At 66.2% G+C, this 26,038-nt stretch carries 21 protein-coding genes; 14 read left to right on the forward strand and 7 right to left on the reverse strand.

All coding sequences use genetic code 11. The features are described from left to right. The 3 genes from prfB to I6F17_RS04465 form a co-directional block, all read right to left on the reverse strand. Positions 1-1,132 (reverse strand): peptide chain release factor 2 gene (gene prfB / locus I6F17_RS04455; RefSeq protein WP_100213427.1). Its coding sequence is split into 2 segments (ribosomal slippage): positions 1-1,062 and positions 1,064-1,132, totalling 1,131 coding nucleotides; the frame shifts between segments, so codons are not numbered across the junction. 108 nt (positions 1,133-1,240) lie between these two features. Further along, on the reverse strand, positions 1,241-3,739 hold the full coding sequence (locus tag I6F17_RS04460; RefSeq protein WP_225130935.1) for a penicillin-binding protein 1A: 2,499 nt from the start codon (positions 3,737-3,739) through the stop codon (positions 1,241-1,243). A gap of 227 nt (positions 3,740-3,966) precedes the next feature. After that, the gene (locus I6F17_RS04465) at positions 3,967-5,262 is read right to left on the reverse strand and encodes an N-acetylmuramoyl-L-alanine amidase (protein WP_225130934.1); all 1,296 of its coding nucleotides are present in this window, start codon (positions 5,260-5,262) and stop codon (positions 3,967-3,969) included. 705 nt (positions 5,263-5,967) lie between these two features. Between I6F17_RS04465 and I6F17_RS04470 the strand changes: the two genes are divergently transcribed. Together I6F17_RS04470 and I6F17_RS04475 are read left to right on the forward strand one after the other, a co-directional pair. After that, positions 5,968-9,075 (forward strand): ribonuclease E/G, encoded by a 3,108-nt coding sequence (locus I6F17_RS04470; RefSeq protein ID WP_225130933.1) that lies wholly within the window; start codon positions 5,968-5,970, stop codon positions 9,073-9,075. A 66-nt stretch (positions 9,076-9,141) separates the two neighbouring features. Then, positions 9,142-10,374, forward strand: coding sequence for an FAD-dependent oxidoreductase (locus I6F17_RS04475; protein WP_225130932.1), 1,233 nt, complete (start codon positions 9,142-9,144; stop codon positions 10,372-10,374). Between the two features lie 10 nt (positions 10,375-10,384). Here I6F17_RS04475 and I6F17_RS04480 read toward each other — a convergent pair whose 3' ends face one another. Continuing rightward, on the reverse strand, positions 10,385-10,942 hold the full coding sequence (locus I6F17_RS04480; RefSeq protein ID WP_225130965.1) for a biotin transporter BioY: 558 nt from the start codon (positions 10,940-10,942) through the stop codon (positions 10,385-10,387). A 92-nt stretch (positions 10,943-11,034) separates the two neighbouring features. After that, positions 11,035-12,222: an aminotransferase class I/II-fold pyridoxal phosphate-dependent enzyme gene (locus I6F17_RS04485; RefSeq protein WP_225130930.1), complete on the reverse strand. Its 1,188-nt coding sequence runs from the start codon at positions 12,220-12,222 to the stop codon at positions 11,035-11,037. Between the two features lie 205 nt (positions 12,223-12,427). Here I6F17_RS04485 and I6F17_RS04490 point away from each other — a divergent pair, with 205 nt between their 5' ends. From I6F17_RS04490 to aat, 10 genes are all read left to right on the forward strand, one after another. Next, the gene (locus I6F17_RS04490) at positions 12,428-13,828 is read left to right on the forward strand and encodes a M48 family metalloprotease (RefSeq protein ID WP_036033651.1); all 1,401 of its coding nucleotides are present in this window, start codon (positions 12,428-12,430) and stop codon (positions 13,826-13,828) included. Positions 13,829-13,925: 97 nt separating this feature from the next. After that, the gene (locus tag I6F17_RS04495) at positions 13,926-14,693 is read left to right on the forward strand and encodes a DsbA family protein (protein ID WP_036022886.1); all 768 of its coding nucleotides are present in this window, start codon (positions 13,926-13,928) and stop codon (positions 14,691-14,693) included. 209 nt (positions 14,694-14,902) lie between these two features. Next, a complete protein-coding gene (locus I6F17_RS04500; RefSeq protein ID WP_036033639.1) occupies positions 14,903-15,781 on the forward strand; it encodes a DUF1236 domain-containing protein in 879 nt (292 codons plus the stop codon). A gap of 226 nt (positions 15,782-16,007) precedes the next feature. Next, entirely contained in the window at positions 16,008-16,475 is a 468-nt protein-coding gene (gene aroQ / locus I6F17_RS04505; protein WP_036033642.1) for a type II 3-dehydroquinate dehydratase, read from the forward strand. A 35-nt stretch (positions 16,476-16,510) separates the two neighbouring features. After that, positions 16,511-16,999, forward strand: a complete 489-nt coding sequence (gene accB, locus I6F17_RS04510; protein ID WP_036033645.1) for an acetyl-CoA carboxylase biotin carboxyl carrier protein — start codon at positions 16,511-16,513, stop codon at positions 16,997-16,999. 82 nt (positions 17,000-17,081) lie between these two features. Beyond that, positions 17,082-18,440: an acetyl-CoA carboxylase biotin carboxylase subunit gene (gene accC / locus I6F17_RS04515; protein WP_057029059.1), complete on the forward strand. Its 1,359-nt coding sequence runs from the start codon at positions 17,082-17,084 to the stop codon at positions 18,438-18,440. 104 nt (positions 18,441-18,544) lie between these two features. Next, positions 18,545-20,071 carry an ATP-binding protein gene (locus I6F17_RS04520; protein WP_225130929.1) on the forward strand — a complete coding sequence of 509 codons (1,527 nt, stop codon included), beginning with the start codon at positions 18,545-18,547 and terminating at the stop codon, positions 20,069-20,071. Beyond that, positions 20,068-20,508 carry a response regulator gene (locus I6F17_RS04525; RefSeq protein WP_036000093.1) on the forward strand — a complete coding sequence of 147 codons (441 nt, stop codon included), beginning with the start codon at positions 20,068-20,070 and terminating at the stop codon, positions 20,506-20,508. The genes I6F17_RS04520 and I6F17_RS04525 overlap by 4 nt, the downstream gene beginning before the upstream one ends. Continuing rightward, on the forward strand, positions 20,505-21,620 hold the full coding sequence (locus tag I6F17_RS04530) for a histidine kinase dimerization/phosphoacceptor domain -containing protein (protein WP_036022880.1): 1,116 nt from the start codon (positions 20,505-20,507) through the stop codon (positions 21,618-21,620). The genes I6F17_RS04525 and I6F17_RS04530 overlap by 4 nt, the downstream gene beginning before the upstream one ends. 56 nt (positions 21,621-21,676) lie before the next feature. Further along, positions 21,677-22,357, forward strand: a complete 681-nt coding sequence (gene aat, locus I6F17_RS04535) for a leucyl/phenylalanyl-tRNA--protein transferase (RefSeq protein WP_225125575.1) — start codon at positions 21,677-21,679, stop codon at positions 22,355-22,357. Between the two features lie 12 nt (positions 22,358-22,369). Here the strand turns inward: aat and I6F17_RS04540 are convergent, their stop codons facing one another. Further along, positions 22,370-23,398: a DUF2155 domain-containing protein gene (locus I6F17_RS04540; protein WP_192893224.1), complete on the reverse strand. Its 1,029-nt coding sequence runs from the start codon at positions 23,396-23,398 to the stop codon at positions 22,370-22,372. Positions 23,399-23,600: 202 nt separating this feature from the next. On the opposite strand from I6F17_RS04540, the gene I6F17_RS04545 reads away from it, so the two are divergent. Both I6F17_RS04545 and I6F17_RS04550 read left to right on the forward strand, forming a co-directional pair. Beyond that, entirely contained in the window at positions 23,601-24,647 is a 1,047-nt protein-coding gene (locus I6F17_RS04545) for a Na+-dependent transporter (RefSeq protein WP_225190405.1), read from the forward strand. Between the two features lie 38 nt (positions 24,648-24,685). Further along, on the forward strand, positions 24,686-24,940 hold the full coding sequence (locus tag I6F17_RS04550) for a PepSY domain-containing protein (protein WP_036000102.1): 255 nt from the start codon (positions 24,686-24,688) through the stop codon (positions 24,938-24,940). A 76-nt stretch (positions 24,941-25,016) separates the two neighbouring features. Here I6F17_RS04550 and I6F17_RS04555 read toward each other — a convergent pair whose 3' ends face one another. Further along, a complete protein-coding gene (locus I6F17_RS04555; protein ID WP_225132267.1) occupies positions 25,017-25,955 on the reverse strand; it encodes a GlxA family transcriptional regulator in 939 nt (312 codons plus the stop codon). Positions 25,956-26,038 lie beyond the last annotated feature (83 nt).

The raw sequence follows: 26,038 nt of genomic DNA on the forward strand, positions 1-26,038 counted from the left end.
CTAGTCCACGTCCTCAACGTCGCCGGCGGTGGTGCCGAAGGCGCGCTGCGCGAGCGTCGCGGCCATGAACTCGTCGAGCTCGCCATTGAGCACACCCGACGTATCGGAGGTCTGCACGCCCGTGCGCAGATCCTTCACCATCTGATAGGGCTGCAGCACGTAGGAGCGGATCTGGTGGCCCCAGCCGATGTCGGTCTTGGCGGCCTGGTCGGCGGCCGCCTTCTCCTCGCGCTTCTTCAGCTCGATCTCGTACAGACGCGCGCGCAGCATATCCCAGGCTTGCGCCCGGTTCTTGTGCTGGGAGCGGCCGGCCTGACAGACCACGGCGACCCCGGTCGGGATATGCGTCAGGCGCACCGCGGATTCGGTCTTGTTGACGTGCTGGCCGCCGGCACCGCCCGAGCGCATCGTGTCGACGCGGACGTCGGATTCCTTGATGTCGATCTTGATGCTGTCGTCGATGACGGGGAACACCTGCACGCTCGAGAACGACGTGTGCCGCCGCGCGTTGGAATCGAACGGCGAGATGCGCACCAGGCGATGCACGCCGGCTTCGGTCTTCAGCCAGCCATAGGCGTTGTGCCCGGACACCTGGATGGTCGCCGACTTGATGCCGGCCTCTTCGCCCTCGGATTCTTCGAGGTACTCGACCTTGAATCCGTGAGTCTCGGCCCAGCGCGTGTACATGCGCAAAAGCATCTGCGCCCAGTCCTGGCTCTCGGTGCCGCCGGCGCCGGCATGTACTTCGAGATAGGAATCGAAGCGGTCGGCTTCGCCCGACAGCAGCGCCTCGAGCTCGCGCCGCGCCACTTCCTTCTTCAGGTTCTTCAGCGCAGCTTCGGCTTCCGCGACGACGCCGTCATCGCCCTCGGCCTCGCCGAGCTCGATCATGCCGATGTCGTCTTCGAGCTCCTGCTCGACCTTGCCGATGCCTGAGAGCGCATCCTCCAGCGAGGTGCGCTCCTGCATCAGCTTCTGGGCTTTCTGGGGGTCGTTCCAGAGGTTGGGATCTTCTGCGAGCTTGTTCAGCTCAGCGAGGCGCGCCGTCGATTTCTCGACGTCAAAGATGCCTCCTCAGCAGCCCGACTGACTGCTTGATCTCTTCTACCAATCGTTCGATTTCGGCGCGCATGTCGTTCTCTGTCTTGCGGAATCCCGCGTGCAGTTTGAGAGGGGATGTAGCGGCGGCGGCCGCAAAGCGCAACCGCCTGAACCGTGATCGCCCGGTCTTATCCGCGGCCTACCACAACCCGCCAGTGCCCGGCCGGAAGAGGAAGCCGGAATCCGGCTGCTGCTGCACCGGCATGCCGCGTCCGTCGGCGTCGGCAACGCCGATCACCGAATAATTGTCCGGCGGCGCCGTGCCGGGCTTGAAGGCTTCGAGGATGGTTCCGCCGGTCTCGCCGGGGCCGGCGCGCATGCCGGTCTTGGCAACGACGCGCACGAGCTTGATGCCGGCCGGCACCTTGAACGGGACCGCGGGCTTGTCGGCGAGCGCGAGCTTGAGGAAGTCACGCACGATCGGAGCGGCGAGATGGCCGCCGGTCGCGGCATTGCCCTTACCGAGCGGGCGCGGCTTGTCGTAGCCCATGTAGACCGCGACTGCGATGTCCGGCGAGAAGCCGACGAACCAGGCGTCCTTGGCCTCGTTGGTGGTGCCGGTCTTGCCGGCGACGGGCTTGCCGACCTCCTTGATCACCGTGGCCGTACCGGACTGCACCACACCCTCCATCAGCTCGGTGATCTGATAGGCGGTCATGGAATCCAGCACCTGCTCGCGGCGGTCGATCAGCTGCGGCTCGGGCTGGTTCTTCCAGCCGCCCGGCGCGTCGCAGCCGCGGCATTCGCGCTGGTCGTGCTTGAAGATGGTGCGGCCGTAACGGTCCTGGATGCGGTCGATCAGCGTCGGCTTCACGCGGCGGCCGCCATTGGCGAGCATCGAGTACGCCGTGACCATGCGCATCGCCGTGGTCTCGCCGGCGCCGAGCGCGTAGGAGAGATAGTTCGGCAGTTCGTCATAGACGCCGAAGCGGCGGGAATATTCGCCGATCAGGGGCATGCCGATGTCCTGCGCGAGGCGCACCGTCACGGTGTTGAGCGATTGCCGCAGCGCATTGCGCAGCGTCACCGGTCCCTGGAACTTGCCCGAGGAGAAGTTTTCAGGCCGCCACACGCCGGCGCCCTGCCCCTGGTCGATCTCGATGGGCGCGTCGAGCACGACGGTCGAGGGCGTGTAGCCGTTGTCGAGCGCGGCCGAATAGACGATCGGCTTGAACGACGAACCGGGCTGCCGGTAGGCCTGCGTGGCGCGATTGAACTGGCTCTGGTCGAACGAGAAACCGCCGACCATCGCGAGCACGCGGCCGGTCCAGGGATCCATCGCCACCATCGCGCCGGAGACTTCCGGAATCTGGCGAAGCCGGTACTGGCCCTCGACGGGGTGGCCGTCCTTGTAGAGGGGATCGGCATAGATGACGTCGCCGGGCTGGAGCACCTGCGACACCGCTGTCGGCGTCTTGCCTCTCGTGCCGCCCTGCAGCGCCCGCGCCCAGCGCACGCCGTCGACCGTCACGATGCCGGTCTCGCGCTGCTTGCTCACCGCGCCGCCGAGCTCACGGCCAGGCTGAAAGCCGATCCGTGCCGACTGATCGCTGGTCTCCAGCACCACCGCCATGCGCCAAGGCGAGATGTCGGACAGCGACTTGATCTCGGCGAGCTTCACGCCCCAGTCGCCCGAAATGTCGAGTTTGCTGATGGCGCCGCGATAGCCCTGCTGCTCGTCATAGTTCACGAGGCCGGCGACCATGGCCTTGCGCGCCATGACCTGGATCTTCGGATCGAGCGTGGTGCGAACCGACAGGCCGCCCTCGTAGAGCTTCTTCTCGCCGTAGCGCTCGAAAATGTCGCGGCGGACTTCCTCGGCGAAATATTCGCCGGCAAAGGTGTGGGCGCCGTTGGAACGGCTGGTGACGGCGAGCGGCTCCTTGCGCGACTTGTCGGCGTCGGCCTGCTTGATCCAGCCGTTTTCCACGAGACGGTCGATCACGTAATTGCGGCGCTCGATGGCGCGGTCGCGGTTGCGGACCGGATGCAGTGTCGCCGGCATCTTCGGCAGCGCCGCCAGATAGGACGCTTCCGCCACTGTCAGCTCGTTCACCGACTTGTCGAAATAGACCAGCGAGGCCGCCGCGATGCCGTAGGCGCCGAGGCCGAGATAGATCTCGTTGAGATACAGTTCGAGGATCTTGTCCTTCGAATAGGTCTTCTCGATGCGCATCGCCAGCAAGGCTTCCTTGATCTTGCGGGAGAAGGAGACCTCGTTGGTGAGCAGGAAGTTCTTGGCGACCTGCTGCGTGATCGTGGACGCACCCTGCGGACGGCGGTTGGAGCCGTAGTTCTGCAGATAGAGCAGGCCTGCGCGCGCCATGCCGGTGTAGTCGATGCCGCCATGCTCGTAGAAATTCTTGTCCTCGGCCGCGAGGAACGCGTTGATCACGAGCTTCGGCACCGCCTGGATCGGCAGATACAACCGCCGCTCCTTGGCGTATTCGCCGACCAGCGAACCGTCGACCGCGTGCACACGCGTCATCACCGGCGGCTCGTAATCCTGAAGCTGAGAGTAGTCCGGCAAGTCCTTGGAGAAATGCCAGATCAGGCCTGCCACGGCCCCGACGCCAACAAGGAACACCACTGTTCCCGCGGCGAACAGGAAGCCCATGAACCGCACCAGCAAGCGCATTATCTGTTTATCCGTTCAAACTCTGGATCAGCCCAGTATCAGCCCTTTGGCACACAAAACGGCACCAACCTCACGTCGCGAATTCACCGGCTTACGCAATCACATCGAGGCCGGACTTAAGACGCTTGCCGAACAGGTTCTCGCCGATTCCGGAACCCTCTACCGGTTTCTATAAAGCGTCCGCTGTGGCCAAACTAGGGCCTTTGGGCCGGGAGGAACAAACCGGCTCAGTTCGACGTCCCCGCCGTGGCCATCCGCTTGGTCAAAAATCCGTCGATCGCCTGGGCCATCGAGCCCACGGCGCGGGAGCGCCAGCCCTCGGAGACCAGCTGCTCGAGATCGCCCTTGTTGGAGACGTAGCCGATCTCGACCAGCACCGATGGCACGTCGGGCGCCTTCAGAACCCGGAAGCCGGCGGATTTCAGGGGATGCTTGTGCATCCGCACCGTCTGCTTCATTTCGCTCATCAAATGGCGGGCGAAACGGTTTGAAAAGGTGCGGGTTTCGCGCTGTGTGAGGTCGATCAGGATGTCGGCGACGTCGGTCGGCTCCTCCGCGAGGTTGAAGCCGGCGATCGCATCGGCGCGGTTCTCCGCATCCGCCAGCCGCTGGGCCTCGGCGTCGGACGCCTTGTCGGACAGCGTATAGATGGTCGCGCCCTGCGCATCCCCTTCCGCCCGTGGCAGCGCATCGGCGTGGATCGAGACGAACAAGGCCGCCTTGAGATTGCGGGCGATCTTGGTGCGGTCATTGAGCGGAACGAAGGTATCGTCGTCCCGCGTCATGACCACGCGGTACTTGCCGGCTTTTTCCAGCTTATCGCGGAGCGCCAGGCCAAAGGCCAGCACCAGGTTTTTCTCGCTCTCGCCGCTCGACTGCGTCCCGTTGTCGATGCCGCCGTGGCCGGGATCGATCACCACCACCGGGCGAGTATCAGCCTTCTGCTGCGCGCCATCCGGGGCCGCGGCACTGGGAACCGTGGCAGGCGGCGCTTCAGCGATCGCGGGCCGCAGCTCGGGACGGTTTTCGGGGGCACGTGACGACACGAAGGCGGTGCGGTCGACCTCCTCCAGCTCGAGCACCAGCCGGGCCGGTTGGCCGTTGGCCGCCTCCAGCACGTAGGATTTGGCGATCTTCGCCGGTCCGGTCAGGTCGAACACGATTCGAGAGCCGCCGGGCATGACGAGCCCGTAGCGGAAGGCCTTGACCAGCCCCCGCCCCCCACTTCCGGTCCCGGCGGGCAGCTGAAAATTGACCTGCGGCACGTCCACTACGACGCGATAGGGGTCGCCCAGCGTGACGGCGCGGAAGGTGATGGTCTGGTCGAGGTCGAGGATGAAGCGGGTCTGCTTGCCGTCGCCGGCCAGGCGGGCGGCCGAGGCAACCGGAAAATTCGCCGCAACGGCAGCAGGTTGCAGCCGGCTTTCCGCAGCGATCAGGCGCGCGGAATCAGCACAGGGCAATGCCGCAGTGCACAGCAACACGCCCCCCAGCAAAATCCGTCGATTTGTGCGGCTCGCCACCGATTCCGTGCCTCCGAGCAGCTCTCTTAACGCAATAGAACCACAGGGTTAATCGATCCTTAATGACGGAAGCGCGAAACTCGCCGACTGTGACCGCCGTGCGACGCTCCCTTGCACGGATGGCTCATTCCTCGTATGTACGGAATGCTGACGGCCGATATTTCCGGTTGTGTCGCATTCAGCCTCCCGGTGCAGCGCCGGAACTCTCAAGGTTTGAGAATTCCAGCGTTTTCCGCTTCCCTCTATGACCAGCGCGGTGCGCGGCAGCGAGGTGGAGCGGGTCAAGCCCCGGAGGCGGACGGTCTCGGGCTACCACTCATGTTGCCGGGACGGTTCTGACAGCGGCGTAACCCATTACCCGGTCCCTTGATCCCAAGGGGGCGGTTCGTGATCCCCAAGGCGAGCGCGCTCGCGCCGTGCCTGGCCAGCAGCAACTGATTGAAGGGCGGCCTCGCCGCCCAGTGTTTCATACGGGCCGACGCTTGATGCGCCAGACTGTGCCGACGAAATCTGAAGGAGCATTCGCGACGCTGCGGAGTGACAATCCCATGCGTCGCAATGGTCCTGAAGCTTCCGGTTCGGCAAGGCGCGAGAGACGGCGTTTCGGCCTTCCCCTCACCCCCGAATCAGGTGGACCGTCGCGTCACCCGCCGGCGCGATACGCGCCCACGGCTTATCGCGTCCGCCGCCGCCAAGAGTTAAGACATGCCCAACAAGATGTTGATCGATGCCACCCACCCGGAGGAGACCCGGGTCGTCGTGGTCCGCGGCAATCGCGTCGAAGAGTTTGATTTCGAGACCGCGCAACGCAAGCAACTGCGCGGGAATATCTACCTCGCCAAGGTCACAAGGGTCGAACCCTCGCTCCAGGCCGCTTTCGTCGAATATGGCGGCAATCGCCACGGCTTTCTCGCCTTCAGCGAAATCCATCCCGACTATTACCAGATCCCGGTCGCCGACCGGCAGGCGCTGATCGAGGCCGAGGAACAGGCCCATCGCGAGGCCGAGGAAGAAAGCGAGAACCGCTCGCACGGCCGTCGCCGCTCGCGGCACCGCAACGCCCGCCGCCGCGGTCATGGCGAGCGCGTGCGCAGCGACATCGTCGAAGGTCTCGAAGCCGGCGCCGATCCCGCCGCCCAGCCGGTCGAAGGCGCCGCGCTGCCCGAGCATGCCGAGGGCGAGCATCTGCACGCCGATGCGGAGCATCACGGCGAGCACGAGGGCCATGATCACGATCATGGCGATCATGATCATGACGAACATCGTCATGCCCGCGATGACGAGCACGATCACGCTCACGACGATGCCCGCGGCCGCGAGGACGAGCGCGATCATCACGAACATGATCACGCCGACGAGACGCCCGCGCCTGTCGCGGCGGTCGGCGCCGAGCCCGCGGTCGAAACCGCTGCCGAGCCGCAGCCGGCGCCAACCTTCGACGTTCCCGCTCCCGAAGCTCATGCCGCGGAAGCGCTGGCGGAGCCTCTGGCGGAGGCCGTGACATCGGCCGCCGAGCCGGCCGAGGCCATCTACGCCGCCGGCGAAAGCACTGAAGCCCCGCATGCGGACGCCGGGGAAGCAGCCGAAGAGGATGACGAGGACGAGGACGGCGAGGATGCCGAAGAGGAAGTCGTCGAATCCGTCGGCGGCGACGACGTGCTGGAGGAAGTGCCGGAGCGCACCTTCCGGCCGCGCCGCCAGTACAAGATCCAGGAAGTCATCAAGCGCCGCCAGGTGATGCTGGTTCAGGTCGTCAAGGAAGAGCGCGGCAACAAGGGCGCGGCGCTGACGACCTACCTCTCGCTCGCCGGCCGCTACGCCGTCCTGATGCCGAACACCGCACGCGGCGGCGGCATCAGCCGCAAGATCACCAGCGCGCAGGACCGCTCGCGCCTGAAGGAAGTGGTGCAGGACCTCGACGTGCCCGAGGGCATGGGCATCATCCTGCGCACCGCGGGCGCCGCCCGGACCAAGCCCGAGATCAAGCGCGACTTCGAATATCTGATCCGGATGTGGGAGACGGTGCGCGACCTCACGCTGAAATCGCAGGCCCCGACCCTCGTCTACGAGGAAGGCTCGCTGATCAAGCGCTCGCTGCGCGACCTCTACAACAAGGAGATCGACGAGATCCTGGTCGCCGGCGAAGCCGGCCACCGCGAGGCCCGCGACTTCATGAAGATGCTGATGCCCGCCAATGTCGGCGCGGTGAAGCAATATCGCGACGGCCAGCCGCTGTTCTCGCGCATGGGCGTCGAGAGCCAGCTCGATGCGATGTTCTCGCCGACCGTGCAGCTGCGCTCCGGCGGCTACATCGTCATCAACCAGACCGAGGCGCTGGTCTCGATCGACGTCAACTCGGGACGATCGACGCGCGAGCACCATATCGAGGACACCGCACTCAAGACCAACATGGAAGCGGCTGAAGAGGTCGCCCGCCAGCTGCGCCTACGCGACCTCGCCGGCCTGATCGTCATCGATTTCATCGACATGGACGAGAAGCGCAACAACCGCGCGGTCGAGCGCAAGCTGTCCGATTGCCTCAGGCAGGATCGCGCGCGCATCCAGGTCGGCCGCATCTCGCATTTCGGCCTGCTCGAGATGTCGCGCCAGCGCATCCGCGCCAGCGTGCTGGAATCTTCGACCGATCCGTGCCCGCATTGCGGCGGCACCGGCCACGTTCGCTCGGTGTCCTCGGTGGCGCTGCAGCTCCTGCGCGGCCTCGAAGAGATCCTGATGAAGGGCGCCACCCACAATCTCGTGGTCCGCACCCGCACCGACGTCGCGCTCTATGTGCTGAACCACAAGCGCGGCCATCTGCGCGATCTCGAGAACGGCTTCAAGGTCACGCTGTCGGTGATCGCCGATCCCGGCGTCAGCGGCCCGCAGGCCTATGTGATCGACCGCGGCGAGCAGGTGCATACGCTCGAAGCCGCCAAGGCGCTGCTCGTTGCGCAAGCCGCTGCGAGCCCGCCGCCACCGGCTGAAGAGGCCTATGACGACGAGGACGTCTTCGACCTGGAGACGGAATCCGAGATCGAAACCGACGAGACCGAAGGCCTTGCCGACGAGCAGGCTGGCGGCGAGGCAGCCTCGGAGCAGGACGGCCAGCGCCGCAAGCGCCGTCGACGCCGGCGCGGCCGCGGGGGCCAGCGCGAAGGAGAGTTGCGCGAGGATACGGCGCCGACCGTACCTGAGCCCGCGATGATCGCCGGCGAAAGCGAGGAGGAGACCGAGTCCGAGCAGGACGGTGAGGAAGGCGAGGAACAGGCCGCCCGTGGCGAACAGCAGGGCAGCGGTGATCGCCGGCGCCGGCGTGGTCGCCGCGGCGGTCGCCGCCGGCGCGGTGGCGGCGAGGAAGGTCTTGCCGGCTCCATCAGCGACGAGCTCGGCACCAACCCGCCGCCGGAAGCTGCCTATGCAGTGGCCGATTTCGACGGCCTCGGCAGCCAGGCTTCGCCCTCGATCGCGCAGGCCGAGCCGACCGGCGAGCCGCGGGTTGCGGAGCCTGAGCCGCACGCCGAGATCCGGACCGAGGCGCCGGCCCAGCCGGAGCCCGCTCCCGCCGCGACGACCGCAACGCCGGACGAAGAGTCAGCCGGCGACAGGGCCGCGCGGCGCCGCTCCACCGTGCGCGAAAAGGTAAGCTTCCTGGCGAACAGCCAGGCGGAGCCCGCAACGCCGGCGGCGGAGGCGACCGAGCCGGTTGCTGCACCCACGCCGGCACCTGAGCCCGCGCCGGAGGCGGCAAGCGAAACCCCGGCCGCCCCACGTCGTGCCGGCTGGTGGTCACGCCGTTTCGGCGGCGGCGAGTAAAGGGACAAATGGAATTGAAACCGCCCGGCCCAACCGGGCGGTTTTGATTTGATGAGGTCAGTTGCGATGCAAAGCGCGATCATTCTCGGCGGCGGCATGGTGGGCGTCGGCGCCGCGCTGCATCTACAGCGGCGCGGCTGGTGGGTGACGCTGATCGATCGCAGGGAGCCGGGCCGCGAGACCAGCTACGGCAACGCGGGGATGATCCAGGCCGAAGCGGTACGCCCCTATCCAATGCCGCGCGACCTCGCTTCGCTTTTGAAGATCGCGACCGGCCGCACCAACGACGTGCGCTACAGCCTCTCCTCGCTGCATCTCCACATCGAGCCCCTGCTCCGCTATTGGTGGCATTCGGCGCCGAAGCGACATCGCGAGGCGATCGAGGCGTGGGCACGGCTGATCGCCTACGCAACGGCCGAGCACGACACCCTGATCCGCGAGGCGCATGCCGACAATCTCATCCGCCGCGCCGGCTACCGAGCGCTGTTTCGCGATGCCGCTTCGTTGGATCTCTCGGTCAAGGCTGCCGAGGAAGATCAGCGCGAATTCGGCGTGAACTACCGCGTGCTGTCGGGCAGCGAGCTTGCCAGGGCCGAGCCGATCCTGCGCGACGATCTCCCGGGAGCGATCCACTGGCTCGACACCTGGACCGTGTCCGACCCCGGCGCGCTGGTCACGGCCTATGCCGAGCTGTTCGTACGGCTCGGCGGCAGGATCGTGCTCGGTGATGCGCAGTCGCTGCGACAGACCGCGACCGGCTGGTCGGTGGACACTGACCAGGGCCGCATCGACGCTGCCCACGCCGTCGTGACGCTCGGGCCGTGGTCGCCTGATTTATTGTGCAAATTCGGCTATCGCATCCCGCTGGTGCGCAAGCGCGGCTACCACATGCATTACAGCGGCGGCGCTTCGCTCGACCTGCCGCTGGTCGACAAGGCCCGTGGCTACGCCATGGGGCCGATGGCCAAGGGCATCCGCATCACCACCGGCGCGGAATTGACGGGCGCGGACGCGCTCGCGACCCCGGTGCAGCTCGCCAGCGCCGAAGCCTCCGCGCGCGAGCTGATCGACCTCGGCAAGCGGGTCGAGCCGGATCCATGGTTCGGGACGAGGCCCTGCACGCCCGATATGCTCCCGGTGCTCGGCCCAGCCCCGCGCCACCCCGGCCTGTGGATGAATTTCGGCCACGGCCACCAGGGTTTTACGCTGGGACCTGCGACCGGGCGCCTGCTCGCGGAAATGATGAGCGGCGAAACGCCCGCGGTCGATCCCACGCCGTACCGGCCCGAGCGATTTTAGCGAGCGCGTCCTATCCGCGACGCTCGACAATCCGGCGCGCCGCCGGCATCAGCGTCGCGCCGAGCGCATTCTTGACCAGCGAGGCCGCGATGAACGGCACGATGCCGACCTGCCAGGCCTTGCTGGCGCCGAGACCAAGGCCGAATGCCAGCCAGCCGAATCCGGTCGCGAGAATGACGATGTGCCCAACAGCCATCGCCGCAAACAGCAGCATGACGCTGCGATCCCAGCCGCGCTCGGCGAGCCAACCGGTCGCGAACGCGGCCACAACGAAACCGAACAGATAGCCCGCGGTCGGGCCGACCAGCGGCGCGATCCCACCCACGGGGCCGGCGAACACCGGAAGCCCGATCGCGCCCTCGGCGAGGTAAGCGATCATGGTCGCGCTGCCGAGGCGCCAGCCATAGGCGGCGCCGATCATCAGCACCACCAACGTCTGCAACGTCATGGGCACGTAAGGCAGCGGCAGATTCACCTTGGCCGACAGCGCCATCAACGCCGTGCCGAGCGCGACCAGCACGACGGCACGCAGCGCGCCGACGGATTCGCCTGGCCGGGTCGGCCACATCAAAGCGGCGAGAGAGGAATGTGGCGCAGCGGCGGACGGGACGGAACGGTCTGACAAGCTGAACTCCGGAAGGCTGAAGAAAACTGGCGCAGTTATTTAAGCCACTCAGCAATCCGGTCAACTGCCTCACGCATCTCCCCTGGCGAGCGCGCATAGGAGAAACGAATGAACGAGCGGCCATGGATGGGATCGAAATCAAGGCCGGGCGTTGCCGCCACGCGCGCCTGCTCCAGCATCTGCTTTGCGAATTCGAAACTGTCGGCGGTGAAGTCCGAGACGTCTGCATAGAGATAGAAGGCGCCGTCGGCCGGCAGGAATTCCGTCAGTCCCGCCTTGGGCAAACCATCGATCAGGACGCGCCGGTTTTCCTGGTAGCCGTGCTTGATCTCCTCCATCTCGGCCGCGCCGTCGAAGGCGGCCTCCGCCGCGATCTGCGACAGCGCCGGCACCGAGATCGAGAGGTTCTGCTGCAGCCGCTCGATCGGCCGCACAAGGATCTCGGGCACCACCATCCATCCGACGCGCCAACCGGTCATGCAAAAATACTTCGAGAACGAATTGATCACGAGCGCGTGCTCGGACAGCGCAGCCGCCGTCACGGCCGGAAACGCGTAATCGAGCCCGTGATAGATCTCATCGGAGATGAAGCGGATGCCGGCATCTTCCGCGGCCGCGATCAGGCCGGCGAGCGCTTCACGGGACATCATCGTGCCCGTCGGATTGGCGGGGCTGCCGACCAGAACACCCTTCAGCGGCGCCTTGCGATGCGCTGCGAGCAGGGCCTCGCCGGTCAGCGCGTGACGCGTTTCGTTCGTGGTCTCGATCAGCACCGGCTCGCAGCCGAGCGCGGTCAGGATGTGTCGATACGGCGGATAGCCCGGCACCGTCACGGCGACACGATCGCCAGGTTCGAACATCGACAGAAAGGCCAAGATGAAGCCGCCCGACGAGCCCGTCGTCACCACGATCCGCTCGGGGCTGACATCGCAGCCATAGGCGTCGCGATAATGGCGCGCGATGCGCGCGCGCAGACTGGGGATGCCGAGCGCGGACGTATAGTCGATTCGTCCGGCCTCGAGCGCCGCATGGGCGGCCGCGATCGCGGTCCTGGGCGCGCCGGCCGCGGGCTGGCCGACCTCCATGTGGATCACATGACCGCCGGCGGCCTCGATTTGGGCCGCCGCGGCCATGACGTCCATCACCATGAACGGGGGAACATCGCTGCGGCGGGAGGGCTCGAGCCACTGCCCCAACCGGTTCCTCAATGTCGCGTCGTGCATCGATTTCTGCTATTGGCTGGCGAACCGGTCCGTCCGGTCCGTAAACGGGGCGCTTGTGCCCCAGACTGGCCGCATTGTACGGCTCATAAGGGCACCGCTCACAAGGGCATATCGCGTATCCGGTCCGCCGCCAATCGCCAAAACCAATCACTGAACTGCTTGACCAAGACCACTTGACCGAGCCCCTTTTGACCAAGACCGCTTGATGTCGCTCCAGATCGCATTGCGCAAGAAAGCCTCCGCCCTCACCGCCCTCGTCACGGCCATGGCGATCGCGCTGACGCCGTTCTCGGCCGCGCGCGCGCAGGCCAAGGGGCCGCCGGTCCTGCGCGACACCGAGACCGAGCAGCTGCTGCGCGAATACACGCGTCCGATCCTGCGCGTTGCGGGTCTGGAGAAGCACAACATCCAGATGGTGATCATCAACGACGGCTCGTTCAACGCCTTCGTCGCGGATGGCCGCCGCATCTTCGTCAATTGGGGCGCGATCCTGCAATCGGAGACGCCGAACCAGATCATCGGCGTGCTCGCGCACGAGACCGGACACCTGGCGGGCGGCCATCTGTCCAAGCTGCGCGAGCAGCTCGCCGCCGCCCAGACCCAGATGATCATCGCGATGCTGCTCGGCGCCGGCGCGATTGCGGCCGGCAGCACGCAGCGCAGCAGCGTAGGCAACAACGGGCTCGCCAATGCTGGCGCGGCCGCCATCGCCGCTCCGCAGGAGGTGATCCGCCGCACGCTGCTGTCCTACCAGCGCCAGCAGGAGGAGAATGCCGACCGCGCCGGCGTGAAATTCCTGGCTGCGACCCAGCAATCGCCCAAGGGCATGTACGAGACGTTCAAGCGCTTCACCAGCGAGAGCCTGTTCGCCGCGCGCGGCGCCGATCCCTATCTGCAGTCGCATCCGATGCCGGCCGAGCGCGTCGCCGCACTACAGGAGTTCGCAAGCTCCAGCCCCTACTGGAACAAGAAGGACGATCCCGCGCTCCAGCTTCGGCATGACATGGTCCGCGCCAAGATTTCCGCCTTCATGGAGCGGCCGGAGACGGTTTACCGCCGCTATCCCCAGACCAACGACAGTCTGCCGGCGCGCTATGCCCGCGCCATCAGCACCTATCTGCACGGTGATCTGCGCAGCGCGCTCGCCCAGATCGACGCGCTGATCCAGGTGCAGCCGAACAACCCGTATTTCTACGAGGTGCGCGGCCAGGCGCTCCTGGAAAGCGGCAAGGCGGCCGAAGCGATCGCGCCCTTGCGCAAGGCCGTCGCCCTCTCGAACAACGCCCCCCTCATCGAGATGTTACTTGGGCAGGCTCTGGTCGGAACCGATAATAAGGCCTACACCGACGATGCCGTTCGGATTCTCCGCGCCGCGGTGGCCCGGGAGCCCGAGGCGGCGCTCGGTTATACGCAGCTCGCGATGGCCTATGGCCGGAAGGGAGATTATGCGGAGGCAGATCTCGCCTCGGCCCAGGCCGCATATTTGCGCGGCGACAACAAAACCGCCCGCGAGCTTGCCACGCGCGCGAAAACACGTTTCGCCGTCGGCACCCCCGGATGGGTCAAGGCCGACGACATCGTGGCGGCGAAGCCGCCGCGCAACTGACGCAAACTCGAACGACGCCCGACCACGACGTCACGACACCGTGCTTGAATCCGCCAGGACGTTTCTCGAAACCTGCTTTGGATAAGAGGATTTGACTATGCCTTCGCTGCGCCTGCTCGCTCCTGCCCTGTTCGCGCTCGCCATGTTCGGCGCAGCCGTGCCCGCCTCGGCCGACAGTTTCTCAGACAGCCAGCGCACCGAGATCGAGAAGATCATCAAGAACTATCTCGTCAGCCATCCCGAGGTGCTCGAGGAGGCCATGGCCGAGCTCAGCAAGCGCCAGGCCGCGGCCGAAACGCAGAAGCACCAAGCCAGCATCGCGCAGAACGCCGAGGCGATCTTCAACTCGCCACGCCAGGTCGTGCTCGGCAACAGGGATGGCGACGTCACCTTCGTCGAGTTCTTCGACTACAATTGCGGCTATTGCAAGCGCGCGATGGACGACATGCTGACCATCATGAAGGGCGATCCGAAGCTGAAGGTCGTGCTGAAGGAATTTCCGGTGCTGAGCCAGGGCTCGGTGGAAGCGGCGCAGGTCGGGGTCGCCGTGCGCATGCAGGATCCCTCCGGCAAGAAATATCTCGACTTCCATCAGAAGCTGCTCAGCGGCCGCGGCGCCGCCGACAAGGCCCGCGCGATGCAAGCCGCCAAGGAAGCCGGTCTCGACACGGCTCGCATCGAGAAGGACATCGCCAGCCCCGAGGTGCGCGCCACCCTCGAGGAGAATTTCAAGCTCGCCGAAGCGATGGGCATGAACGGTACGCCGAGCTACGTGATCGGCAAGCAGATCGTGATCGGCGCCGTCGGTGTTGAAAGCCTCAAGGAGAAGATCGGCATTGCCCGTTGCGGCAAGGCGACTTGCTGATCACACGTTTTGCGATAGCGAGAACAGAAAAGGCCGGCAGACATGCCGGCCTTTTTTCTTGCGCTGAACGTTGGCGCCTTCGTGCAAAGTCATTCATCTGGCGTTCAACAAACAAATGCCGCGGAACAGTCGAAGTTCCGGAACAACTCAAATCCCCTTTCGTTGTCGGCGCGGGCAATGACGCGAATGAACACGTGAGGAGAATTTCGATGTTGAACCGCTTTATGATTTCGGTTGCCGCAGTCGCGCTCGTCGCGGGCACTGGCCTCGCGAACGCGCAAGGCAACATGGGCCGCGATAGCGGCGGCGGCGCCGGTGGCGCGCAGATGCAGCATTCGCAGCCTTCCGGCGGCGCGGCTGAGCGCGGTGGCTCGATGAGCCAGGACAAGGGGACCGTTGGCCAGGCCGGCGGCTCCGGGACGATGAAGTCCGAAGACAAGTCCGGCGCGATGAAGGACGAGCGCTCCTCGGGCGGCGCGATGAACAAGAACGCGGCCGAGGACAAGTCTGGTACCACCAAGGGCCAGCGCACCGATGATCGCGCGCAGGGCCAGATGGACAAGTCCCAGCAGGACAAGTCCAAGAGCATGAGCCAGGACACCAGCAAGTCCGGTGCCAAGGACCAGAAGGACATGAAGGCGGAGGGCAGCAAGAGCGGCACCTCGACCACCGAGACCCGACAGGGCACCGGCACCACGAGCACCAACCAGAATGCTCAGGGCCAGACCGGCACCAGCACCAACCAGAACGCGCAGGGTCAGACTGGCACCAGCTCGACCCAGAACGCGCAGGGCCAGAGCTCGACCACGGTCGGCCAGGCCGGCGCCGCTGCCAAGCTTTCGACTGAGCAGCGCACGCAGATCACGTCCGTGATCCGCGAGCAGCGCGTCGCCCCGGTGACCAACGTGAACTTCTCGATCTCGGTCGGCACCCGCATCCCGCGGGAGGGCATCACCCTTCACGCCCTGCCGTCGCGGGTCGTGTCGATCTATCCGGAATGGCGGAGCTACAAGTACGTCCTGGTCCGGGAAGAGATCGTCATCATCGATCCGGACACCTACGAGATCGTGGCCGTCCTGAACGTCTAAGGCGGACACGGGCAATCTCAGGGGCGGGCAGCGATGCCCGCCCCTTTGCATGCGCCCGGCAGCCATGCTTCGGACTGGTTAACAAGAAATTTCCGTGGTTTCCGCACAGGTTTTTGCGCACTGGATGAGGCGGTTGAACCCGCCGCTGAGGCCCTTCAAGGCTTCCCCTCACGCGCTTTGTTACCTATAACCCCCGCCACGCCGAAACACCTCTTCCGGGATTGGAATGGCCGAACCTGCAACCGACACGATCCTCGTCCTGAACGGGCCGAACCTCAACATGCTGGGGACCCGCGAGCCCGACAAGTATGGCCATGCGACGCTGGCCGACGTCGAGGCGCTGTGCCGGGACACGGCCGCGACGTTCGCCCTGAAGGCGGACTGCCGGCAATCCAACCGCGAAGGCGAGTTGATCGATTTCATCCACGAGGCGCATGCGCGCAAGATGAAGGGCATCATCATCAATGCCGGCGGCTATTCCCACACCTCGATCGCACTGCACGATGCGCTGCTCGCGGTGCAGATTCCGACGGTCGAGGTGCACGTGACCAACATCCACGCCCGTGAGAGTTTTCGTCACCATTCCTACACCGCGCGCGCGGCTTTCGCCTCGCTCTGCGGTTTCGGCATCGAGGGCTACCGCCTCGCCATCCAGGGCCTTGCCGCCAAGCTCGGCATCAAGCCCAACGCCTGACGCTCCCTTCCAACAGAACATTCGGATCAAACAACATGGCGCGCCAGCCCGACGACAAAGCAGCCGCAAAGTTTTCCAGCGAGGATTCCGCGCTCGTCCGCGAGCTGGCACTTCTGCTCGATGAGACCAGCCTCACCGAGATCGAGATCGAGCGGGCGGGTCTGCGCCTGCGCGTCGCCCGCAACATCAGCGTTGCCGCGACCATGCCGATGCAGGTGACGGCTCCTCCGGCCGCCCTGCCGCTGGCAGCAAGCCCCACAGCCCCTGCCGCGGCCGATCTGTCGAAGCATCCCGGCGCCGTGACCTCGCCGATGGTCGGCACGGCCTATTGGGCGCCGGAGCCGGGCGCAAAGCCGTTCATCGACGTCGGCACCAAGGTCTCGGTCGGCCAGACCCTACTGATCATCGAAGCCATGAAGACGATGAACCAGATCCCCTCGCCGCGCGCCGGCACGGTGACGCAGATCCTGGTCGAGGATGGCCAGCCGGTCGAGTACGGCGAGCCGCTGGTGATCATTGAGTGACGCGAATGGGGAATAGCGAATAGCGAATGGCGTCAGCCTTCCCTACTCGCCATTCGCCACTCGCCATTCGCTGCAGGACAACATGTTCGACAAGATCCTCATAGCCAACCGCGGCGAGATCGCCCTTCGCATCCTCAGGGCCTGCAAGGAGCTCGGGATCGCCACCGTCGCCGTGCACTCCACCGCCGATGCCGATGCCATGCATGTGCGGCTGTCGGACGAGAGCGTCTGCATCGGGCCGCCGGCGTCCAAGGACAGCTATCTCAACGTGCCCGCCCTGCTCGCGGCCTGCGAGATCACCGGCGCCGATGCCGTGCATCCCGGTTACGGCTTCCTCTCCGAGAACGCGCGCTTTGCGGAAATCCTGGCCGAGCACAATCTGCACTTCATCGGTCCCAAGGCCGAGCACATCCGCCTGATGGGCGACAAGATCGAGGCCAAGAAGACCGCCAAGCGCCTCGGCATCCCCGTGGTGCCCGGCTCGGACGGCGCCGTCGGCCCCGATGACGATGCGATGGCGATCGCCAGGAAAATCGGCTTTCCCGTGCTGGTGAAGGCGGCGGCGGGCGGCGGCGGCCGCGGCATGAAGGTCGCGCACAGCGAGGCCGACCTGCAGCTGGCGCTGTCGACGGCGGCCAACGAGGCCAAATCCGCCTTTGGCGATGCTTCCGTCTATCTGGAAAAATACCTGCAGAAGCCGCGCCACATCGAGATCCAGATCCTCGGCGACGGCCGCGGCGGCGCGATCCATCTCGGCGAGCGCGACTGCTCGCTGCAGCGCCGCCACCAGAAGGTCTGGGAGGAAGGCCCCTCGCCCGTGCTCGCTGCCGCCGCGCGCGCCAAGATCGGCGAGACCTGCGCGAAAGCGATGCGCGAGATGAAATATCTCGGCGTCGGCACCATCGAATTCCTGTTCGAGGACGGCGAGTTCTACTTCATCGAGATGAACACCCGCATCCAGGTGGAGCATCCCGTCACCGAGAGCATCACCGACATCGACCTCGTGCTGGAGCAGATCCGCATCGCCGCCGGCGGCGACCTGCCGGCCAGGCAGGATGAGGTCCAGGTCATCGGCCATGCGATCGAGTGCCGCATCAACGCCGAGAATCCGCAGACCTTCCGCCCCTCGCCCGGCCGGATCCTGCAATATCATCCGCCCGGCGGCCTCGGGGTGCGGATCGATTCTGCCGTCTACCAGGGCTACACGATCCCGCCCTACTACGACTCCCTCGTTGGCAAGCTGATCGTGCACGGCAAGACCCGCGCCGAATGCCTGATGCGGCTGCGCCGCGCCTTGGACGAGATGGTGGTCGAGGGCATCGAGACCACGCTGCCGCTGTTCCGCGCCCTAGTGCGCGAAGCCGACATCATCAACGGTGACTACCACATCCACTGGCTGGAGCAGTACCTGGCCGGCAAGGTGGAACCAGCGCCGCGATAATCACGTCCTCATGGAACCCCTTGCCTCCAATCGCGTTCTGGATGGTTGGGGCCAGTTCCAAGGGGGCGTTTTGAACTCCATTGCCTGCAGACAGGTGAACCGTCGTGACGGCTGAAGGCCAGCGACGGCGCGCATTCTGGCAGATCCTGCTGTTCGCGGCGGGCCTTTTGGTGCTGACCGTGATCAGCGCCGGTTCCGTCTACCTCGTCAACAAGGCGCGGGAGGACAGCAAGTGGGTGGTTCACACCATCGAGGCTGAAAACCAGATCAACGCCCTCCTGTTGGAAATCCGGCGTGCGGAAAGCACCGCCCGCGGCTACCTGCTGACCCAAAGATCGGATTTCAAGGCAGACCACGACAAGGCCATCGCTGCAATCGTGCCAGCGCTCGACAGGCTCACACGCCTGATCGGCGACAATCCGCAACAGCGCAAGAGCATCGAAAAGCTGAGTTCGGTGATCGAGACGCGGCTCGGCCAATTCGCGCAGGAGATGGATTTCATCCGTCAGGGTCAGCCGGAGAAGGCCGCAGGGTTGGTGCGCGAGCTAGCCTCCGCCGATACCACGGCGGCGATTGCCGAAGTCGCGACGGGAATGCTTCAGGAGGAGGAACGGTTATTCCGCCTCCGCACGGCCAACTCCGACCGCAGCCAGACCCTGGCCGCCTCGATGACCGGTATCGGATCCGGCCTGGTTGTGGTGCTGGCGCTGATCTCGATCTGGCTGGTGCGGCGTTCGACACGCGAACGCGATGCGGCCGAAGCGCGCCTGCGCGATGCCAACCTCAATCTTGAGGCCGTCGTCGACGAGCGCACGGCGGATCTGCGCGAAGCCAACGACGAGATCCAGCGCTTTGCCTATATCGTCAGCCACGATCTGCGCTCGCCGCTCGTCAACATCATGGGCTTCACGAGCGAGCTCGAAGAGCTCGGCGGCGACATCTTCCGCCGCATCGGCAGCCTCGCGCACGCCCCTGCGGAAGGAGCGCCGCTCGCGCCCGCCGCGCCGGGCGAGATCGCGCTCGAGGGCGCCGACAAGCAGCTCCAGGAGGATTTCTCCGAAGCGCTCGGCTTCATCAAATCGTCGATCGCCAAGATGGACCGGCTGATCTCGGCCATCCTCAACCTCACCCGCGAGGGCCGGCGCGAATTCCAGCCGGTGAAGGTCGACACGCGCGAGCTGATCGAGGCCATCGTGACGACGCTGGCGCACCAGGCCGCCGAGGCGCAGGCCGAGATTCACGTCGAGCCCCTGCCGGACCTCGTGAGCGACCGTCTCGCCCTCGAGCAGATCTTCTCCAACCTGATCGACAATGCCATCAAATATCTCAAGCCCGGCGTGTCCGGCGAGATCAGAATCCGCGGGCGGACCAAGCTCGGCTACGCTATCTTCGAGGTCAGCGACAACGGCCGCGGCATCGATCCCAAGGACCACCAGCGGATATTCGACCTGTTCCGCCGCGCGGGAACCCAGGACAAGCCCGGCCAGGGCATTGGTCTTGCCCATGTGCGTGCACTTGTGCGTCGCCTCGGCGGCACCATGTCGGTATCATCGGAACTCAACACGGGCAGCACCTTCACGATCACGCTGCCGATCGCCTGGAACGTGAGCAACCGGAACAGAGATCGATGACCCAGCCTGTCACCATCATCATGGTCGAGGACGACGAGGGCCATGCCCGTCTGATCGAGCGCAATATCCGCCGCTCGGGCGTCAACAACGAGATCGTCTCCTTCACCACCGGGACCGACGCCATGCGGCACCTGTTCGGCGCCGACGGCTCCGGGCTGGTGCAGAAGGGCAACGCGCTCCTGATCCTGCTCGACCTCAACCTCCCCGACATGACCGGGATCGACATCCTGAAGCAGATCAAGGAGAACAAGTACCTGAAGGCCTCGCCCGTGGTGGTGCTGACCACCACCGACGATTCCCAGGAGATCAAGCGCTGCTACGAGCTCGGCTGCAACGTCTACATCACCAAGCCCGTCAACTACGAGAATTTCGCCAACGCCATCCGGCAGCTCGGTCTGTTCTTCTCGGTCATCCAGGTCCCGCCCGCCGCCACATGAACCAGCGCACGCCGACACTGCTCTACATCGACGACGACGGGGCGCTGGCGCGCCTGGTCGATCGCGGCCTGACGCGGCGCGGCTTCCGGGTCGTCCATGCCGCGAGCGGCGAGGAAGGTCTCGAGCACATCCGCCGCGCCGCCGCCCAGAACAGCACCGTAGGCGGCATCGACGTCGTCGCGCTCGACCAGTACATGCCAGGCCTCGACGGGCTCGAGACGCTCGAGCAGATCATGGCGATCCCGGACGCGCCGCCCGTCGTGTTCGTGACCGCCTCGCAGGATTCCAGCATCGCGGTGACGGCGCTCAAGGCGGGAGCGGCCGACTATCTGGTCAAGGACGTCCAGGGCGACTTCATCCCGCTCCTCCACGTCGCCGCCGAAGGCGCGCTACGCCAGGCCGAGCTGCAACGGGCTCGCGAGGAAGCCGAGGCCGAGATCCACGCCTCGCGCGACCGCTACGCGGCGCTCGCCGCCGAACGCGAGCTCCTGCTGCGCGAGGTCAACCACCGCGTCGGCAACTCGCTCCAGATCATCGCCTCGCTGCTGCACCTGCAGGCAAGCTCCGCCGCACAGGACGAGGTCAAGGCGGCGCTGACCAACGCGATGGGCCGCGTCGCCGCGGTGGCGCAGGTGCACCGCCGCCTCTACACCTCGCAGGACCTCAAGAGCGTGGTCCTCAATCAGTATCTGGACTCGCTGCTCGAGGACCTGCGCCGCTCGGCCGAGGGCAACCGCATGTCGCGCCTGACGCTGAAGGCCGAGCCGATCGAGATCGACCCGGACCGAGCGGTCGCCGTCGGCATCATCGTCAACGAGCTGGTGATGAACGCGGTGAAATACGCCTATCCCGACGGCGCCGGCCCGATCCATGTCGAGCTGATCTCGCAAGGCGACGATCTCCTGCTCTCGATCACCGACGACGGCGTCGGCGACAACGCCAAGGCCGATCCCCGCTCCACCGGCATGGGCCAGCGCATCGTCGCGGCCATGGCCACCAAGCTCGACGCCACGGTCGAGCGCGATCCCACCCATTCCGGAACCCGGGTCGTGCTGAAGTTCGGCCGCATGCCCGCAAGCGTCGGCAAGACCAGCACCGCTGCCACGGGCTGAGCGGCCCGCCCGCCAACCATCGCAACCGCATTGCGATCCTGCTATGATGGCAAGCCATGACTTCGCGCGACTCCGCCCCGTCTGAAATCACGCCGGCCGTGCTGCTGCGCGCTTATGCCTGCGGCATCTTTCCGATGGCGGAAAGCGCCGACGATCCGACCCTGTTCTGGGTCGAGCCGGAGCTGCGCGGCGTCATCCCGCTCGACGGCTTCCGCGTCGCCTCGCGCCTCGCGCGCACCGTGCGCTCGGATCAGTTTCGCGTCACCGTCAACACCGCGTTCAAGGCGACCATCGCCGGCTGCGCGGCGCCGCAAGTGGGTCGCGAGGACACCTGGATCAACAAGCGCATCCGCGACCTCTATGGCGGGCTGTTCGAGCTCGGCCATTGCCACAGCGTCGAAGCCTGGCAGGGCGACGAGCTGGTCGGCGGTCTCTACGGCGTCAGCCTGGGGCGGGCCTTCTTCGGCGAGAGCATGTTCCACAATGTGCGCGATGCCTCGAAGGTCGCGCTGGTGCATCTGGTCGCGCGGCTCATTCACGGCGGCTTCGAGCTGCTCGACACCCAATATGTCACCGAGCACCTGAAGAGCTTCGGCGCCGTCGAGATCTCGCGGCGACGCTATACCGCGCTGCTCGACAAGGCGCTGGCGGGCGAGCCCGGCGATTTCCTGAAGCTCTCCGCCGGCGAAGCGATCCCGGGCGCACGAGCCCTCGAGATCATCGCTGCGCGGCAATAACGAACAGCTCGGTTAGCGGCCAAATCCGGGAATGCCGAACAGGCCTGGGCGCTGCTCCGGTGGTGGCGGCGGTGGCGGCGCCGGTTGCTGCTGCTGGATCGGCGGCAGCGGCTGCGGCGGGCGCTGCTGCACCTGCTTGGGCGCGGCCTTCTTCTGCGCGGGCGGCGGTGGCGGCGGCTTGGCCGCGGCCGGATCCGGTGCCGCCGTCGCCACGGTCTGCTGCGGCTCTTTGCAGTCGGTCAGCCAGATGTCGTAGATCGGATGCTCGACGCCGTGCAGGCCGGGGCTCGCCGCGTACATCCAGCCCGAGAAGATCCGCTTCACCTCGCCCTGCAAGGTGATCTCGTCGACCTCGACGAAGGCGTCGGTGTTGGCCGCTTCAGTCGCCGGACGCGTGTAGCAGGCGTTGGTCTTGACGCGGAGCGCACCGAACTGGACGGTCTCGCCGATCTCCTCGTCGAAATTGATGATGCGCCCGGTGATCTTGTCGAGGCCGGAGAAGGTCGCCTTCTTGTTCACGATCTTCTGGGCCGGCGGCTCCGTCACGACCTCGTCGCCCGGCTGGAGGCTGGCCGGCGTCTGCGGCACGCCGCCCTTCTGCTGGGGCTGCCGCTGACCGGGCGCTCCGGGAGCGCCTTGCGGACCCGGCGGAGTGATCGCGGCCGAGGGCGGCTGGTTCGGCGGCGCGAGCGTCGAGCCCGGCGGCGGTGCTAGGGGCTGGGTCTCGACCGGCCCGGGCATCACGTTGCCCTGCCGGCCCGGAGGCGGCGGCATCGGGCGCGACGGCAGCACTCGGCCCTGCGGCGGCAGCTCCGGCACCTCTTCGTCGTCCTCGGGCATCTGCTGCGGCTGGGGCTGGCCGCGCGGAATGCTGCCGGGCGGCCGCAGCGGCGGCGGATCGGAGAAGATCGTGCCGATCTGCGCACTTGCCGGCGTCGCAGCCGTCAGTGCGGTGGCGGCCAAAAGCGCCGCAAGACCGGTCAGGGAAAAGGTTTTGAACATTTCGCGCGGCTTCAACAGCGAATCGGGCTCGTTGGACATTCTACAGGGGATACCGCCGCTCGCAGGCCTTCCGGTTAACACGCCGAATACGGCGGGGGAAGGGCGGCATCCCTACCCTTCCCGGCCCGGTCTGGCCAGGCCGGCTCCCGGATGAGATAGTCCTGAGCCCCTCGCCGGGGCACCCCCATGGCCGAAGGCGGGCATGCCCTCCAAAGCGCTACGCAGCCGATATACCACAGAAATGCCCTCCCTCCTCGAAGCCGCCCTCGCCCTCCCCCTGCGTGCCCTCGGCTGGCTTGGTGGCCAGGGCACGCGCGCGGTGGCGGCGATTGCCTTCATCGCGGTCGCGGTGCCGCCGCTCGGCGCGCTGCTGCGCCCCTACGTCACCGAGGCGATCTTCCTTCTGCTCTGCATCTCCTTCATGCGCGTCGATCTCGGCGCGCTGTACGGACATCTGCGCCGGCCGGCGCTGGTCGCGGCCGCCACCGCCTGGACCACGATCGGCGTGCCGCTAATCTTCGCCCTCGCTGCCCACGCGACGGGGCTCTCCACGAGCTCTCCAGGCCTTGCTCTCGCGCTGATGCTCCAGGGCATGGCCTCGCCGATGATGGCGGCGCCAGCGCTTGCCGCGCTGATGGGCCTCGATGCCGCGCTGGTGCTGGTCACGCTGGTGACCTCGACCGCGCTCGTGCCATTCACCGCCTCGCTGTACGCGAGCCTGTTTCTCGGCGGCATGCTCAGCATCTCTCCGACGACGCTCGGCTTGAAGCTGCTCGGCATCCTCGCCGCATCACTGGTGACCGCCACGATCATCCGCCGTCTGGTGGGCAGTGATGCAATCCAGCGCCACAAGCGGCCGATCGACGGCCTCAACATCATCATACTCTTGGTGTTCGCCTCCGCAGTGATGGGCGACGTCGCAACCGAGTTTCTCGCCGATCCGCTGTTCACGATCGCCGTCGCGCTGCTCGCTTTTGCGGTCTACTTCACCCTCCTCGCCGCAACCACGCTGATCTTCCGACGTGCCGGCACCGAGCGCGCGTTCGCGCTCGGCCTGATGGTGTCACAGCGCAATCTGGGCCTGATGCTGGCGGCCACCGCCGGCGCGCTGCCGGCGACGACCTGGCTCTATTTCGCGCTGACGCAGTTTCCGATTCACTTTGCGCCGTACATGCTGATGCCGATCGCAAGGCGCCTGACGGCACGCACGAATGGGTCCAGCGAGGCAAAAAAGGCCGAAGTTCACTCGTTTGTGTCACAGGAGCGCCGTGAAGGAACAACAATCTAAGGTGGCCGTTCAAGGTCTGTTACCCAAAGGAGGTCGCGATGAGGTTTGCCGTGATTTTGGTTCTCGGCTCGCTCGCGCTGGGCTCGGCCGCGAGAGCCGATCGACCCGGCCCCGACTGGATGCCGATGCAACAAGTGATAGCCAAGATCCTGGAGGCGGGCTATTCCGAGGTCACCAAGCTTGAAGCCGACGATGGCCGGTGGGAGGGCGAAGGCATCAAGAACGGCCAGAAGATGGAATTCCGTGCCGATCCCAAAACCGGCGCCATCGTGAGCGAGAAGCCGGACAAGTGAGCATCGCCGAAGTCCGCTTCTGAGCAACGCCCGACTTCGCCGTTCCGCAGGGCTCGCCAAGGTCAAGAGAAACGTCCTACCCCGCCCGCGCCGCGCGCCGCAGCGCCTGCGGCGGCTGGCCATAGGCGCGGATGAAGGCACGCCGCATGCGCTCGGGGTCGCGGAAGCCGGTCACCTCCGCCACGTGCTCGATCGCCTCGCGTGAGGACTGCACGCGCTCGCGCGCGACTTCGAGCCTGAGCCGCTCGATCGCCTTGGACGGCGTCGTGCCGGTCTCGGCGGCGAAGGCGCGGGCAAAATGCCGTGCGCTCATGCCGGCGCGGTCGGCGAGATCCTCCACGGTCAGTGGCGCGTCGAGATTTTCGCGCGCCCAGGACAATAGCGTACCGAAGCGTCCGTTCGGCGTCTTCAGCTCCAGTAGCGACGAGAATTGCGACTGCCCGCCGCTGCGGCGATGGTACAGCACGAGCTGCCGCGCAGTTGCCTGCGCGATCTCCTCGCCGTGGTCCTCCGTGATCATCGCTAGCGCGAGGTCGATCCCCGCGGTGATACCTGCGGATGTCCAAACATTACCGTCGCGGGTAAAAATCTGGTCCGGCTCGAACTTCACCTTGGGAAAGCGCGCGACGAACTCGCGCGTCCGCCCCCAATGCGTGGTGGCGCGGCGGCCGTCGAGAAGCCCCGCTTCGGCCAGCACAAAGGCGCCCGAGCAGACGCTCGCGACCCGCACGCCGCGTCTTGCCAGCCGCTGCACGAAGGCCCGCGTGATCTCGCAGCGCGCGGCCTCCGCAACGCCGCTGCCGCCGGCCACGGCCAGCGTCGTGATTGCGTTCGCCGTCTTGAAGTCACGCGCCATCATCTCGACACCCGACGAGCTGCGCACCAGCCCCGGCTTGGCGGCCAGCACGCGGATGGCTGGCACCTTGTCGAGGCAGCGTGCTGCGATCTCGAACGCCGAGATCGGCCCCGCCGCATCGAGCAGCTGGAAGTCCGGGAAGATCAGGATGCCGATCATGAGCCAAGCCGTAACGTATGTCCGAAACCGAGGGAATTATGCCATTTCGGACAGAAGGGCACCATGCCATTCTGCCGGCGTCA

Source organism: Bradyrhizobium sp. NBAIM18, from assembly GCF_020193825.1.
In the GTDB taxonomy this organism is placed as follows: domain Bacteria; phylum Pseudomonadota; class Alphaproteobacteria; order Rhizobiales; family Xanthobacteraceae; genus Bradyrhizobium; species Bradyrhizobium yuanmingense.

Coding starts and splice junctions, on each gene's coding strand:
- I6F17_RS04460 (WP_225130935.1), bottom strand. CDS start 3,739: ATGCGCTTGCTGGTGCGGTTCATGGGCTTCCTGTTCGCCGCGGGAACA.
- I6F17_RS04470 (WP_225130933.1), top strand. CDS start 5,968: ATGCCCAACAAGATGTTGATCGATGCCACCCACCCGGAGGAGACCCGG.
- I6F17_RS04475 (WP_225130932.1), top strand. CDS start 9,142: ATGCAAAGCGCGATCATTCTCGGCGGCGGCATGGTGGGCGTCGGCGCC.
- I6F17_RS04480 (WP_225130965.1), bottom strand. CDS start 10,942: ATGTGGCCGACCCGGCCAGGCGAATCCGTCGGCGCGCTGCGTGCCGTC.
- I6F17_RS04485 (WP_225130930.1), bottom strand. CDS start 12,222: ATGCACGACGCGACATTGAGGAACCGGTTGGGGCAGTGGCTCGAGCCC.
- I6F17_RS04490 (WP_036033651.1), top strand. CDS start 12,428: ATGTCGCTCCAGATCGCATTGCGCAAGAAAGCCTCCGCCCTCACCGCC.
- I6F17_RS04495 (WP_036022886.1), top strand. CDS start 13,926: ATGCCTTCGCTGCGCCTGCTCGCTCCTGCCCTGTTCGCGCTCGCCATG.
- I6F17_RS04500 (WP_036033639.1), top strand. CDS start 14,903: ATGTTGAACCGCTTTATGATTTCGGTTGCCGCAGTCGCGCTCGTCGCG.
- aroQ (WP_036033642.1), top strand. CDS start 16,008: ATGGCCGAACCTGCAACCGACACGATCCTCGTCCTGAACGGGCCGAAC.
- accB (WP_036033645.1), top strand. CDS start 16,511: ATGGCGCGCCAGCCCGACGACAAAGCAGCCGCAAAGTTTTCCAGCGAG.
- accC (WP_057029059.1), top strand. CDS start 17,082: ATGTTCGACAAGATCCTCATAGCCAACCGCGGCGAGATCGCCCTTCGC.
- I6F17_RS04525 (WP_036000093.1), top strand. CDS start 20,068: ATGACCCAGCCTGTCACCATCATCATGGTCGAGGACGACGAGGGCCAT.
- I6F17_RS04530 (WP_036022880.1), top strand. CDS start 20,505: ATGAACCAGCGCACGCCGACACTGCTCTACATCGACGACGACGGGGCG.
- aat (WP_225125575.1), top strand. CDS start 21,677: ATGACTTCGCGCGACTCCGCCCCGTCTGAAATCACGCCGGCCGTGCTG.
- I6F17_RS04540 (WP_192893224.1), bottom strand. CDS start 23,398: ATGTCCAACGAGCCCGATTCGCTGTTGAAGCCGCGCGAAATGTTCAAA.
- I6F17_RS04545 (WP_225190405.1), top strand. CDS start 23,601: ATGCCCTCCCTCCTCGAAGCCGCCCTCGCCCTCCCCCTGCGTGCCCTC.
- I6F17_RS04550 (WP_036000102.1), top strand. CDS start 24,686: ATGAGGTTTGCCGTGATTTTGGTTCTCGGCTCGCTCGCGCTGGGCTCG.
- I6F17_RS04555 (WP_225132267.1), bottom strand. CDS start 25,955: ATGATCGGCATCCTGATCTTCCCGGACTTCCAGCTGCTCGATGCGGCG.